General features: G+C 66.2%; 12 protein-coding genes. 7 read left to right on the forward strand and 5 right to left on the reverse strand.

Annotated features, from left to right (window positions below; genetic code table 11):
• The first annotated feature begins 4 nt into the window (after positions 1 to 4).
• Genes LCM4577_RS16510 through LCM4577_RS16520 form a run of 3 tightly spaced genes read left to right on the forward strand, consistent with a single transcriptional unit; the run spans position 5 to position 3,171 of the window.
• Complete coding sequence (locus LCM4577_RS16510; RefSeq protein WP_071030284.1) at positions 5 to 679, forward strand: DUF1028 domain-containing protein; 675 nt, start codon at positions 5 to 7, stop codon at positions 677 to 679.
• A 21-nt stretch (positions 680 to 700) separates the two neighbouring features.
• A complete protein-coding gene (locus LCM4577_RS16515) occupies positions 701 to 2,191 on the forward strand; it encodes an aldehyde dehydrogenase (RefSeq protein ID WP_071072250.1) in 1,491 nt (496 codons plus the stop codon).
• A 50-nt stretch (positions 2,192 to 2,241) separates the two neighbouring features.
• Positions 2,242 to 3,171: a LysR family transcriptional regulator gene (locus LCM4577_RS16520; RefSeq protein ID WP_071072252.1), complete on the forward strand. Its 930-nt coding sequence runs from the start codon at positions 2,242 to 2,244 to the stop codon at positions 3,169 to 3,171.
• Positions 3,172 to 3,177: 6 nt separating this feature from the next.
• Here the strand turns inward: LCM4577_RS16520 and argE are convergent, their stop codons facing one another.
• Positions 3,178 to 4,335 (reverse strand): acetylornithine deacetylase, encoded by a 1,158-nt coding sequence (gene argE / locus LCM4577_RS16525; RefSeq protein WP_071072254.1) that lies wholly within the window; start codon positions 4,333 to 4,335, stop codon positions 3,178 to 3,180.
• A 218-nt stretch (positions 4,336 to 4,553) separates the two neighbouring features.
• Between argE and LCM4577_RS16530 the strand changes: the two genes are divergently transcribed.
• The 4 genes from LCM4577_RS16530 (at position 4,554) to LCM4577_RS16545 (ending at position 9,014) form a co-directional block, all read left to right on the forward strand.
• Positions 4,554 to 6,623 (forward strand): NAD(P)-binding protein, encoded by a 2,070-nt coding sequence (locus tag LCM4577_RS16530; protein ID WP_071072256.1) that lies wholly within the window; start codon positions 4,554 to 4,556, stop codon positions 6,621 to 6,623.
• A gap of 138 nt (positions 6,624 to 6,761) precedes the next feature.
• A complete protein-coding gene (locus LCM4577_RS16535) occupies positions 6,762 to 7,541 on the forward strand; it encodes an SDR family NAD(P)-dependent oxidoreductase (RefSeq protein ID WP_040983893.1) in 780 nt (259 codons plus the stop codon).
• An 8-nt stretch (positions 7,542 to 7,549) separates the two neighbouring features.
• Positions 7,550 to 8,131 (forward strand): SDR family oxidoreductase, encoded by a 582-nt coding sequence (locus LCM4577_RS16540; protein ID WP_071072258.1) that lies wholly within the window; start codon positions 7,550 to 7,552, stop codon positions 8,129 to 8,131.
• Entirely contained in the window at positions 8,115 to 9,014 is a 900-nt protein-coding gene (locus tag LCM4577_RS16545; RefSeq protein WP_071072260.1) for an aldose 1-epimerase, read from the forward strand. Before LCM4577_RS16540 ends, LCM4577_RS16545 begins: the two co-directional genes overlap by 17 nt.
• 63 nt (positions 9,015 to 9,077) lie before the next feature.
• Here LCM4577_RS16545 and LCM4577_RS16550 read toward each other — a convergent pair whose 3' ends face one another.
• The 4 genes from LCM4577_RS16550 to LCM4577_RS16565 form a co-directional block, all read right to left on the reverse strand.
• A complete protein-coding gene (locus tag LCM4577_RS16550; protein WP_071030270.1) occupies positions 9,078 to 9,839 on the reverse strand; it encodes an SDR family NAD(P)-dependent oxidoreductase in 762 nt (253 codons plus the stop codon).
• The gene (locus LCM4577_RS16555; protein WP_244508343.1) at positions 9,836 to 11,365 is read right to left on the reverse strand and encodes a sugar ABC transporter ATP-binding protein; all 1,530 of its coding nucleotides are present in this window, start codon (positions 11,363 to 11,365) and stop codon (positions 9,836 to 9,838) included. The genes LCM4577_RS16550 and LCM4577_RS16555 overlap by 4 nt, the downstream gene beginning before the upstream one ends.
• An 83-nt stretch (positions 11,366 to 11,448) precedes the next feature.
• Positions 11,449 to 12,423, reverse strand: a complete 975-nt coding sequence (locus LCM4577_RS16560; RefSeq protein ID WP_071072262.1) for a substrate-binding domain-containing protein — start codon at positions 12,421 to 12,423, stop codon at positions 11,449 to 11,451.
• A gap of 93 nt (positions 12,424 to 12,516) precedes the next feature.
• A complete protein-coding gene (locus tag LCM4577_RS16565; RefSeq protein WP_071030266.1) occupies positions 12,517 to 13,527 on the reverse strand; it encodes an ABC transporter permease in 1,011 nt (336 codons plus the stop codon).
• Positions 13,528 to 13,745 lie beyond the last annotated feature (218 nt).

The following is a 13,745-nucleotide window of genomic DNA, read 5'->3' on the forward strand; positions in this document are numbered from 1 at the left end:
CGCCATGACCTTCTCCATCGTCGCGCGCTGCAGGCGCACTGGCATGTTTGGCGTGGCGGTGTCCTCGTCGTCTCCCGCGGTCGCGGCTCGTTGCGCCTATGCGCAGGCGGGCGTTGGCGCCGTCGCCAGCCAGAACGTCACCGACCCGACGCTCGGGGTCCGGGCGCTGGAACTGATGGCGCGCGGCGCCTCCGCTACCGAGGCGGTCGCCATCATCAAGCGCACGGCCGCCTTCAGCGAATACCGGCAGGTGCTCGCGGTCGACGCGGCCGGCGGCAGCGCAATCCATTCGGGACCGAAAGCCCTCGGCATCTGGGCCGAGGCGCGTGGCGAGGACGTTGCCTGCGGCGGCAACCTGCTTGCCAACGATGGAATTCCAAAGGCCATGGTCGACGCCTTCCTCGCCTCCGAAGGCCATCTCGGCGACCGGCTGATCGCGACCATGCGCGCCGCGCTCAAGGCGGGCGGGGAGGCGGGGCCCGTCCGCTCCGCTGGCATGAAGCTGGTGCGCGATGTGTCCTGGCCCGTCGCCGACCTGCGCTGCGACTGGACCGAGGATTGCCCGATCGAGCAGTTGGCTGCGCTATGGGATATCTACAAGCCCCAGCTCGACGCGTATGTCACCCGCGCCCTCAACCCGTCCGATGCGCCGAGCTACGGCGTCCCCGGTGACGAGTAGTACCGGCATTCTGGAGTCAGCATGAACGAACTCAGCCACAAGGAGTGGGTCGGCAGAGCGTCCGCGATCCGCTTCCGCGACAAGGCGTTCATCGACGGCAAGCCGGTATCGGCGCGCTCCGGCCGGACCTTCGCCAGCATCAATCCGGCCACGGGAGCGACGCTCGCAGAGGTCGCTTCCTGTGGGGAAGAGGATATCGACCTTGCCGTTGCCGCGGCGCGGCGCAGTTTTGAAGCCGGTGTCTGGTCGCGGACGAGCCCTCAGCATCGTAAAGAGGTGCTGCTGCGGCTGGCAGCGTTGCTACGCGAGAACCTGCCGGAGCTGGCGCTGCTGGAATCGCTGGACATGGGCAAGCTGGTCAAGGACGCGGCCACCATCGACGTGCCGGGCTCGGCGGCGATCTTCCAGTGGTATGCCGAGGCGATCGACAAGGTCTATGACGAGGTGGCGCCGACAGGGCAGGGCGACCTCGCTCTGGTGCGGCGCGAGCCGCTCGGGGTCGTGGGCGCCGTGGTGCCGTGGAATTTCCCGCTCGACATGGCGACCTGGAAATGCGCGCCGGCGCTGGCGGCGGGCAATTCGGTGGTGCTGAAGCCGGCCGAGCAGTCGCCTTTCTCGGCGCTCAGGCTGGCCGAGCTTGCCATGGAGGCGGGGCTCCCTGCCGGCGTGCTCAATGTGGTGCCCGGCCTCGGCGAGACCGCCGGCCAGGCGCTTGGCCGGCATATGGATGTCGATTGCCTTGCCTTCACCGGGTCGACCGCCGTCGGCAAGCTGTTCCTGCAATATTCCGGCCAGTCGAACATGAAGCAGGTCTGGCTGGAGACCGGGGGAAAAAGCCCCAATCTGGTGTTCGCGGATTGCGCCGACCTCGACGCGGCGGCCGACATGGCCGCCTTCGGCATCTTCTTCAACCAGGGACAGGTGTGCTCGGCCAATTCCCGGCTTCTGGTGGAGCGCGGCATCAAGGACGCGCTGGTGGAGAAACTGGCCGAGCGCGCGGCGGCGACGCAACCCGGCGACCCGCTCGACCCGGCGTCCAGGATGGGCGCGATGGTCGACGCGCGCCACGCCGCGACCGTCATGCGCTTCATCGACGGCGGCCGGAAGTCGGCCCGGCTGGTCACGGGCGGCGGCCGGATCTCGGTCGACKGGCGCGGCAGCTTCGTGCAGCCCACGATCTTCGACAATGTTTCGCCGGACGATCCGCTTGCCCGCGACGAGATTTTTGGCCCGGTGCTGTCGGTGATCGCCTTCGACAGCGAAGAGGAGGCGCTTCGGATCGCCAACGACAGCATTTACGGCCTGGCGGCGTCACTCTGGACGGACAGCCTGTCTCGCGCCCATCGCATCGCCGAGCGGCTTCGGGTAGGCWCGGTTTCGGTCAACACCGTCGATGCGTTGAGCCCGATGACGCCCTTTGGCGGCTTCAGGCAGTCCGGTTTCGGGCGCGACCTGTCGCTGCATGCGCTCGACAAATACACCGCGCTCAAGACCACCTGGATCAAGTACTGAGGAGCGGCCCCGACTTGATTGCAGCGACCAAACGGGCATCATAGACGCCCATGCCGCTCCGCTTCACGCTCAGACAGCTCGAATATTTCGTCGCCGTTGGCGAAGCGGGCTCTATCGCCAAGGCGGCCGAGCAGGTGAACGTCTCGCCGCCATCGATCTCGGCCTYGATCGCCCAGCTCGAAGCGGAGTTCGGCGTCCAGCTCTTCGTGCGAAAGCATTCGCATGCGCTCGCGCTGACAGCGGGTGGGCGCCTGTTTCTCAAGGAAGCCGCGCGCCTGCTCAACGATGCAGACGCGCTGCACGACATTGCCGGCGATATCGCCGAAAAGGTGCGCGGACCGTTGGCGATCGGCTGCCTGTTGACGTTCGCGCAGATCGTGCTGCCGGCGCTGCGCCGGAAATTCGAGGACGCCTATCCGGATGTGCGCGTCCGGCAGTTCGAGCGCAACCAGGGCCAATTGTTCGAGATGCTGCAGCGTGGCGAAATAGACGCAGCGCTTACCTACGACCTCGAATTGTCGCAGGACATGACCTTCGAGCCGCTGATGCAACTGCCGGCCTATGTGATGCTGCCGGCCGCGCATCGCCTGGCGGCGAGGGCGAGCATCACGCCGGAGGAACTGGTCGATGAGCCGATGGTGTTGCTCGATCTGCCCTACAGCCGCGAATATTTCCTCTCGGCTTTCCAGGGCCTGCGGCCCAGGATCGCCGAGCGCACCGGCGACATCGCCGTGATGCGCTCGATGGTCGCCAACGGTTTCGGCTATGGCATCGCCAATATGCGGCCGCTCAATGCCATGTCGCCGGATGGCAAGCTGCTGGTCTTCGTGCCCTTGCTGGGCGACATCAGGCCACTGACGATGGGGATTGCGCTGCCGAACGCCGAGCACCGCACACTCACGGTGCAGGCCTTCATCGACCATTGCCGCCGCTTCGTCGTCGAGCAAGGCGTCTTCGGCACAGAGCGCATCGTCAAATGAGGGACGTCACGGCCAGCCGTCGGCGAGCCGCGCGAGTAACCGCTCCAGCATCTCGTCGCAGCGCCGCAACTGCTCGACGCTGACGAATTCGTCCGGCTTGTGCCCCTGCGCCATCGAGCCCGGTCCGCAGACGACGGCGGGCGTGCCGAGATCGCGGCTGAACAACCCGCCCTCGGTGCCGAAAGCGACTTTCATGGTGTCGTTGGCGCCGGTCAGCGATTTGACGAAGGCCACCGCTTCCGAAGCGGCCGGCGTGTCGAGACCCGGATAGGTGTTGGTGATCTCGACGTCGATTGCCGCTTCGGGGGCGATCAAGGCGGCTTCGGCAGCAATGCGCGCGGCGGCACCGCGCAGCCTGTCGAGAATTCCGGCGGCATCGTCGGCGGCGACGTTGCGGATCTCGAAATCGACCACGCAGAGACTGGGCACGATGTTGAGCGCCACGCCGGCATTGATCTTGCCGACATGCACGGTCGTGTAGGGAATGTCGTAGTCGCCGTCGCGCGCGCCGTCGCGGGCGAGCCGCTCCTGCTCGTCGCGCAAGGCGCGCACGAAGTCGCAGCCGAGATGGATGGCGTTGAGCGCCAGCGGAGCAAGCGCCGAATGGCCTTCGCGTCCCCTGCAGAGCGCGCGCGCCGCGAGCTTGCCCTTGTGACCGGTCGCCACCTGCATGTTGGTCGGCTCGCCGACGATGCAGAGCAGCGGGCGTTGCGGTGCCGCGCTTAGCATCTCGATCAGGTCGCGCACGCCGAGACAGCCGACCTCCTCGTCGTAGGAGAGCGCGAGATGCAAGGGCGTGCGCAGCGGCATTTTCGAGGCCTTGATGCAGGCCGCGAGCGCCGAGGCCACGAAACCTTTCATGTCCGCCGCGCCACGCCCGTAGAGCTTGCCGTTGCGTTCGGTCATCGTGAAGGGCGGCAGCGTCCAGTTCTGGCCGTCGACGGGAACGACGTCGGTATGGCCGGACAGCATGATGCCGGGCCTGTCGGACGGTCCGATGGTGGCGAAGAGGTTCGCCTTGTGGCCGTCGACGCTGTGGATGAGCTGGCTGGCTATGCCGTTCGCTCCGAGAAGGTCGGTGGCGCAGCCGATGAGGTCGAGGTTGGAGTCGCGGCTCACCGTCGGGAAGGCGATCAGCCGTTCGAGGATCCTGATGCTGTCCATCTCTCTTGTCCCGTTGCTGTCGGCTGTGTAGCACCGTGCCGCCGCCGCCCTGAAGTCGCATTTGGCTCAGCGGCGGTTCACCTGAGGCTAATCCATGCAAGGGCGATTAGGCGCGTCCTAATCCGCRCAGAAGAAATCCATAGTTTTCCCGCGCCGCCGCCAACTTATGAGTAATCTCGACCACACCGGCGGCACCAGGCCCGCGGGAAAGAAAGCTCATGCGCGACCAACGCTACGACATTCTATTCGAGCCGATGAAGATCGGTCCGGTGACGGCCAAGAACCGTTTCTACCAGGTTCCGCATTGCAATGGCGGCGGCTACCGCGATCCTTCGGCCGCGGCCGAGATGCGGCGCATGAAATCCGAAGGCGGATGGGGCGTCATCTTCACCGAGCAGACGGAGATGCACCACACCTCGGAGATCACGCCCTTCATCGAGCTCAGGCTGTGGGACGACGCCGACATTCCGGCGCTGGCCAAGATGGCGAAAGCCATGCACGAACATGGGGCGCTCGCCGGCATCCAGCTCGCCTATTCCGGCATCAACGGTCCCAATCTCTATACCAAGGAGGTCCCGCGCGGGCCGTCGGCCTTGYCAATCCGCACCTTCACCAACGATCCGGTGCAGGCGCGCGCCATGGACAGGCAGGATATCCGCGACCTGCGCCGCTGGCACCGCAATGCCTTCAAGCGCGCCAAGCAGGCCGGTTTCGACCTGGTCTGCCTCTACGGTGCGCATGGCTTCGGCATCATCCAGCATTTCCTGTCGACAGCCACCAACCAGCGCAGCGACGAATATGGCGGCTCGCTGGAAAACCGCTCGCGGCTGATGCGCGAACTGATCGAGGAAGGGCGCGACGCGATCGGCGACACCTGCGGTCTGACGCTCAGGCTGTCGCTGGACGAGATGATCGGCGAGCTTGGCTTCGCCAATTCGGAAGTCCGCGACATGATCGAGATGCATGCCGATCTGCCCGATCTCTGGGACCTCGCGCACGGCGCCTGGGAGGATTGCTCCGGCCCATCACGCTTCAAGGAAGAGGCGGCGCAGGAAAGCCTCGTCTCCRGCATCAAGAAGCTGACCTCAAAGCCGGTCGTCGGCGTCGGCCGCTTCACCTCGCCGGATGTGATGGTGAGGATGATCAAGTCGGGCACGCTCGATTTCATCGGCTGCGCCCGTCCGTCGATCGCCGATCCCTTCCTGCCGCGGAAAGTCGAGGAGGGCCGCATCGAGGACATCCGCGAATGCATCGGCTGCAACATCTGCATCACCGGCGACATGACGATGTCGATCTCGCGCTGCACGCAGAATCCGACCTTCATGGAGGAATGGCGCAAGGGCTGGCATCCGGAGCGCATGCAGGCAAAGGGCGACAGCGACAGCGTGCTGATTGTCGGCGCCGGGCCAGCCGGGCTGGAGGCAGCCCGCGCGCTCGGCCTGCGCGGCTATCAGGTGGCGATAGCGGAAGCCGGCACCGCGCTTGGCGGGCGCGTGGCGCGCGAATGCCTGCTGCCGGGCCTGTCGGCCTGGGGCAGGGTGCGCGACTACCGGCAGTACCAGCTCAGCCAGATGCCGAATGTCGACATCTATTTCGAAAGCCGGCTGTCGGCCGACGATATCCTGTCCTTCGGGTTCCAGAACGTCGCCATCGCCACCGGATCGGCCTGGCGGCGCGACGGCGTCGCGCGTGCCCATGTCATGCCGATGCCGATCGATACCACGATGCCGGTCTACACGCCCGACGACCTGATGGACGGCAAGGTGCCGTCCGGCAATGTCGTGCTGTTCGACGACGATCACTACTACATGGGCGGCGTGCTGGCCGAGCTGATGGCGCGCCAGGGCGCGAAGGTGACCCTGGTGACGCCGTCGGCCTATGTCTCGGACTGGACCCGCAACACGCTGGAGCAGGGCGCCATCCACCGCCGCTTGGCGGAGATGGGCGTCGATATCGTGCTCAACAGGACCGTCACGGCGATCGCGTCGGGCGGCGTCGTCACGGCCTGCGTCTACACCGGCGCGAAACATGAGCTGGCGGCCGATGCAGTCGTGCTGGTCACGTCGCGCAACCAGGACGATGCCGTCTGGCGCGAGCTGAAGGCCCGGGAGAGCGAGTGGGCCGACAACGGCATCCGTTCGATCAAGGTCATTGGCGATGCCGAAGCGCCGGGGCCGATCGCCTGGGCCACCTATGCCGGCCACCGCTTCGCCCGCGAGCTGGACGAAGCCGATATCGGTGACGCGCTGCCTTTCCGGCGCGAGGTGACGGCGCTGGCGGACGGATAGTGCCGATCAGCCGCGGAGCGGATCGACCGCTATCGTTCCTAATCCGATATCCGCTATCATCGGCCCCGTTTGGGGCTTCCTTGACCTTTGATATTATTATAATAGCTTTGCGTCGAGGAATGATGATGGCGGCGAGCAATGCGGTGTGACTTATCGGATCGGGTCGCCTTGGTCACAGGGGCGGCGGGCGCAATCGGAAGCGCCATCGCCAAACGGCTTTCGGATAACGGGGCCGCGGTTGTCGTCGCCGATATCGACATGGCAGGCGCCGAGCGTGTCGCGGCTGGCCTGCGCAATGCGATGGCCTGCGCTCTGGACATTCGCGACGGCCAATCGGTCGACGCCGCGATCGCCAGGGTTTTGGAGCGGCACGGACGGCTCGACATCCTGGTCAACAACGCCGGCGTCAATACTTTGGCGCACCGCGTCACCATAGACGAATTCCCTCCCGAGGAATGGGACCGCATCACCGGCATCGACCTCGACGGCCTCTACGTCATGAGCCGGGCCGCGCTGGCGCCGATGCTCGCCGCCGGCAAGGGCGGGCGTATCGTCAACATAGCCTCGGTCGTCGGCCTTGCCGCGATGCGGCTGCAAAGTCCGTTCGTTGCCGCCAAGGCCGCCATCGTCCATCTGACGCGGTCGATGGCGATCGAACTGGGCGCCAAGGGGATCCTGACCAACGCGGTCGCGCCCGGCTCGGTGCTGACCGCGCTGACCGCCAAGCTGTTCTACGGCGACGACGGCAAGTTCGCCGGGCGCACCCAGGAGTTCCTCGCCCATGTGCCGCTCGGCCGGCCGGCCGAGCCGGAGGAGATCGCCGAGGCCGTGCTGTTCCTGGCCTCTCCGGCCGCCAGCTACATCAACGGCCAGGTGCTGGCTGTCGATGGCGGCTGGACCGCGGGGTACATGATGTGAGCGCCGCCATGGAAATCGATCTCGCCGGCGCCGCGATCGCGCTGGACGGTGAAACCAATGCGATCGTCGATGCGGTGCTCGCAGCACTGCGCGCCAATGGCGGGCGTATCGTCGAAGGCGCCCCGACAGGTGCTGCCGATATCCTGCTGGTCTCGTGTCCGCTGCGTGCGGGAACGAAAGCCGGCGATCCGCGCTCGCTGTATGCCGACGCGCGCAGGGCCGCCGTGGAGATGGCCGAGCGCGGCGGCCGCATCGTCTTCCTGATCTCGGCGGTCGCCGGCATGCCGATGCGCCGCCATCCTCGCTTTTCCATGGAGAACGCGTCGATCCTTGCGGCGATGCGCTCGCTTGCCATGGAATTCGGGCCGAAAATCCTGGTCAATGCAGTCGGCTTCGGCGCCGTCGAGGGCGATGCCATCGTTTCGGGCGACAAGGCGATGCTCAGCCACACGCCGGTCGGCCGCGCTGGCAGCGTCGAGGAGGCGGTCGCCGCGGTGCTGTTCTTCTGCGATCCGTTGAACAGCTACACGACCGGGCAGATGCTGGGCGTCGACGGCGGCTGGGCGGCGGGCTATGGGCGCAATTTCTGAGGCRCGGACGCTCAAGGCAGGGGCGCTGGAAGTCGGGCTGGCGCCGGCAATCGGCGGCAGCGTCAGCGCGATGCGCTGGCGCGGTATCGACCTCATGCGCCAGCTTTCGGATGACGACCGCGATGCGGGCAACGTGCTGGGCGTCGCCATGTTCCCGATGGTGCCCTACGCCAACCGCGTCGCCGGGAACGAATTCCACTTCGAGACGAGGCGCTGGCGGGTTCTGCCGAACAATCCGCCTGAGAGGTTCAACGTCCACGGCAGTGGCTGGAAGAAGCCATGGACCGTCACAAGGGCTAGTTCCGTCGCGGCCGCGCTGACGCTCGAGGTCGCCGCCGGTGCGGAGCCCTATTCCTATCGCGCCGAGCAGGCCTTCGCCGTTGCGGAAGAGGGGCTCAGCGTGACCGTGACGCTGACCAACACAGGGCCGGTTGCCATGCCGTTCGGCTTTGGCCTGCATCCCTGGTTCGATCGCGATCCGGACGTGACGCTGCAATTCAGCGCCCGGCGCTTCCATCTCGAAGAGCCCGAGGGCGTTTCGGGCGATCCGATCACGCTGCCGCCCGAACTGGATTTTGCAAAGGGCCGGTCGCTGCCGGGCGGTTGGCGCAACAATGACTATGGCGGCTGGACCGGCGAAGCGATCATCCGCTTTCCGTCGCGGGGCGCCGGATTGCGGATCGTCGCCGATCCCGTCTTCAAGCATCTGATGCTCTATGCCGATCCGACCAAGCCTTATTTCTGCCTGGAACCGCAGACGAATGCCTCGGGCGCCTTCAACCGTGGCCAATGGAACGATCCGGATGAAGGCGTGATCGTGCTTGCGCCCGGCGAAAGCGCGGCGGGGACCGTGTCATTCAGGCCATTCGCGCTCACATCCTGATCTAACTCTTTGTTGGAGCATGATCTTTTCCGAAAACCGGTTCCCACTTTTCGGGATCATGCTCTAAAGCAATCGGGCCAGGAGCCCACCATCCACCTGCATGGCGCTGCCGGTAACGAAGGAAGAGGCGTCCGAGATCAGGAAGCCGATGGCGCTGGCGATCTCGGTCGGATTGGCGATGCGCGCGATCCTGTTGGGTTCGAATGAGAGGCCCAGCGCTTCCGGGCCGCCGGCCGCTTCCAGCCCGTCCAGTGTCATCCTCGTGGCGACGGAGCCGACCAGCACGGCGTTGACGCGGATGCGGTCGACCGCATAGTCGAGCGCCATCTGTCGCGACAATCCGACGACTGCGGCTTTTGTCGCCGCATAGGCAGGCACGCCGGGAACCGTCGCATCGGCATGCACCGAGGCGATGTTGACGATCGAGCCGCCGCCGGCCGCGCGCAGCAGCGGCAGGGTCGTGCGGCAAACGCGGAAGATAGCGGTCAGGTTGACGGCAATGGTCCTGTCCCAGTCTTCGTCGGAAAGCTCTTCGAGCCGCTTGCCGGTCGGATAGATGCCGGCGCAGTTGACGACGGCGTCGAGCCCGCCGAGCCGCTCTGATGCCATCGCCACCGCTGCCTGGACGTCCGTTTCACGCGTGAGATCGCTCTCGCGGAAGATCAGTTGGCTTTCGGCGTAACGGCCAGCGAGCGCCTTGCCATCTTTACCGTCCAGCCCGGCGCCGAAGACCTGCGCCCCCTCGTTCACGAGATATTCGGCCGTCGCCCGGCCGATGCCGGTGGCCGCGCCGGTAACCAGAACGCGTTTGCCGCCAAACGTCACGCTGAGACCCCTGAAGCGTGGCGTTCGGTTTGGGCCGCGGCAACGGAACGCAGCACGCGATCCTCGCCGCCTTCGCCGCGGCCGAATTCGTCGACGATGCGGCCGTCGGCAACGACGAGGCAACGGTCGCAAAGGCCGATCAGCTCTTCGAGCTCGGAGGCGACGATGAGCAAGGCCACGCCCTTCTCGGCCAATTCGACCACGAGCCGGTAGATCTCGTGCCGCGTGGCTGCGTCGACACCCTTGGTCGGCTCGTCGAGCAGCAGCACTTTCGGCGCCCGCATCAGCACGCGGGCGAACAGAAGTTTCTGCTGGTTGCCGCCCGACAGGTGGGTGACGGAGGCCAGTGGCGACGATGCCTTGACGTTGAGCGCGCGCATGGCGGCCAGGATGGAGCTGCGTTCAAGCCCGCCGCGCACCACGCCGCGCCGCGACAAGGGCGCAAGATTGCCGATGGTGATGTTGGCGCCGACCGGCAGATTGAACAGCAGGCCGTCGCGCTTGCGGTCCTCGGTCAGAAGCGCAATGCCGGCGGCACGGGCGCCGCTCGGTGCTCCGATCGCCACGGGACCGCCGGCGACGCGGATTTCGCCCTCGGCCGGGACGCGGCCGTAGATGCCGTGCAGGATCTCGCTCCGGCCGGAGCCGAGCAGGCCCGCCAGCCCGACGATCTCGCCGGCGGCCACCGAGAGGTTGATGTCCTTCGCGCCATGCACGGCGCCGCTATGGCCGGCGACGGTGAGGTTGCGAACCTCCAGCGCGGTCGGCGCGCCGACCGGGGCGGCATGCTCGGGGAACAGCCGCTGCAATCGTTGGCCCGACATCGAGAAGATGAAGGTCTCGGCGTCGAAATCCTCCCTCGCGATACGCACCGTCACCTGTCCGTCGCGCAGCACCGTGGCGCGGTCGCAGATGGCGAGCACTTCCGGCAGGCGATGGGTGATGTAGATCATCGCGACGCCCTGCGCCTTGAGGCGGCCGAGCACACTGAACAGCGCGTCGACCTCCGTGCCGGAGAGCGAGGCGGTCGGCTCGTCCAGCATCAGCACGCGCGGCTTCATGACGATGGCGCGGGCGATCATCACCAGATGGCGCTGCGCCGAGGTCAGCGATGCGACATAGGCCCTGGGATCGATGCCGATGCCAAGATCGGCAAAGATCTCACCCGCCCGCTGTTCCAGTTTCCGCTGGTTGACCAGCATGCCGTCGCCCAGCCCGGTGCGGCCGGCAAAGATGTTCTCGGCGACCGAGAGCTGCTCGAGCACTTCGATCTCCTGCGGCACATAGCCGACACCGTTCGACCGCGCGTCGGCGGGCGAGACAAAGCTGACCGGCTTGCCGTCGAGCTTGATGGCGCCGGTGTAGGAGCCGGCCGGATGCACGCCGTTGAGGATCTTCACGAGCGTCGACTTGCCGGCGCCGTTCTGGCCGAGCAAGGCGTGGATCTCGCCCGGGACGACGTCGAAATCGACGCCGCGCAGCGCCTGAACGCCACCGAAGCTCTTGGCGATTGCGATGGCCGACAACAGCGGTTCCTGGGCAACGTTGGGCACGGCGATCCTCTGGCGGATGCCGGGTCCGGGCAAGCCGCGGACCCGGCGATGGGGCGTTACTGGCCGGCGCTGTCCAGCATCTTGTAATAGGGGTCGAGGTCGGCGGCGGTGATCACTTTGGCCGGCAACGGATTGCTGTAGGGCACGGTCTTGCCCTGGGCGAGATCGCCGAGCAGTTCGGCAACCTTGGCGCTCTCTTCATAGAGCGGCTGCGCGACGATGCCGTAGGCGGCGCCCGATTTCACCAGGTCGAGATTCTGCCTGATATAGTCCATGCCGACGATGACGACATCGCGTCCAGCCTTGCGGGCCGCGCCCGACCAGGTCTGGATGCTGTTGCCGGTGGTGCCGAAGGCCGCCGTCACGTCCGGGTTGCCTTGCAGGATCGCCACTGCCTTGGCCTCGGCTGCCGAGGGCTCGAAGCCCTCCATCTGGGTGTCGAGCACCTTGATGTTGGGGTACTTCTCGGCGATGGTCTTGCGGAAGGCCGCCGACATGGCGTTCTCGGTGTCGTTGGACGCGCCTTGCGTCAGCGCCACCGTGCCCTTGCCGCCGAGCTTCTCGCCGATGGCGACGGCGGCGTTCTGGCCCGCGCCGGCAATGTCCTCGCCGGTCGCGGCCTTCAGCCCCTGGACGGTGCCTTCCGGCGGCAGCACATGCCAGGTGACGATCGGGAATCCCTCCTTGGCGAGCTTCGAGATGTAGGAGTAGATTGCCGGATCGGGACCATAGACGCCGATCGCGTCGTATTTGGTGCGCGCCAGGGCGGCTTCGGCGAGCGGCAGCGTCGCCGGAATGTCCCAATTCGTCGCGCTCGGATCGCCGACCACCTCGCAGGTGTAGCCGAGCTCCTTGCACTTGTTGAGGAAGCCCGCCTGCATGAGCCGATGGACAGGGTGGTCCTTCATCGCCTGCACCCAGAGCAGGTGGATGTCTGCGGCCTGGGCGAGGCCCGCCGAGCCCAGCGACGCGGCGGCGGCCACGGCCGCGAATGCCGTACGGATCAGTCCCTTTCTCAGATCGATCTTCATGTCCTACCTCCCTTGCTTCACCGGCGTTCTTGCCGGCGTAAGATCTGTTGTTTTGGAAATTGTGCCGTTTGAGTGAGTTCCTCGTGGCCCCCGCTAAGCGCCGGCGATGAAGTAGCGGCGGCGCACAATGTCGAGCCCGACGGCCATGACCATGATCACGCCCACGGCGATCTGCTGCCAGTTGGAGTTGACGCCGATGACGACGAGGCCGCTCTGCACCACCTTCAGCATCAGGATGCCGACAACGCCGCCGGCGACCGTGCCGGCGCCGCCGAACAGACTGACGCCGCCGACCACGACCCCGGCGATCACCGTCAATTCCCAGCCGCTGCCGATCGAGGTACCGCCGCTGCCGAGATCGGCCATGACGAACATGCCGGCGATCGCTGACAGCGCGCCGACGACGATGAAGGCGCCGATCTTGTAGGCGCTGGTGTTGATGCCGACGAGACGCGCCACTTCCTGGTTGCCGCCGGTGGCGTAGATGTTGCGTCCGAGCACGGTGCGCCGCAGGACGAAATCGGCGAGGATCGCCGCGACGATGAAGAAGGCAAAGCTCCAGCCGAGGCCGAAGGCGAGGTCGGCGCCGCCGATTGCATTGATCGTCTCTGGCAGCGGATAGACAGGATAGCCACCCGTCACCACCTGGATCAGGCCCTGGCCGATGAACAGCATGCCGAGCGTCTGGATGAAGGCAGGGATGCCGAGCCTGACGACGATCACGCCGTTGAGCAGCCCGATCGCCGCGCCGACGCCGATCCCGCCTAGGATGGCCACGGTCACCGGCAGCGCGGCCGCCGTCATCAGCTTGGCGGCGACGACCGCGGACAGGCCGGCCACCGAGCCGACGGACAGGTCGAATTCGCCGGCGACCAGCAGGATGGTCTGACCGATGGCGATGATGCCGACGAACGACACGACGTTGAGAATGGCGCGGATGTTGCGCTCCGACAGGAAAGCCGGTTCGAGCAGCCAGAAGAAGACGATCAGCATAGCCATCGCCGCCAGCATGCCGACTTCGCCGATGGCGATGAAGCCGATCAGCCGCCGCCGGAAAGATTGCCCATCCCGGGGCGGCGAGTTCACGTCAGCCGCGCTTTCCAATCCTGACCTCCCTGGCGGCGCACGTCGCCGGCTCCCGCAACCGACACCATCTCGCCCACGCCCTTCCCGGCGTGCTCCTCGACGCCATTAAGATTATAATATTATAACTTGTCAACGGCGAAATTTCAGAGGATGCACCATGCCGGGCACGTCGCTGGAAAGCGACTGCCGTACCCGCTATGAATGCGCTGGTCGTGCGATCCGACGCAGGATTTCCC

This window comes from Mesorhizobium sp. LCM 4577, assembly GCF_001854795.2.
Lineage (GTDB): Bacteria > Pseudomonadota > Alphaproteobacteria > Rhizobiales > Rhizobiaceae > Mesorhizobium > Mesorhizobium plurifarium.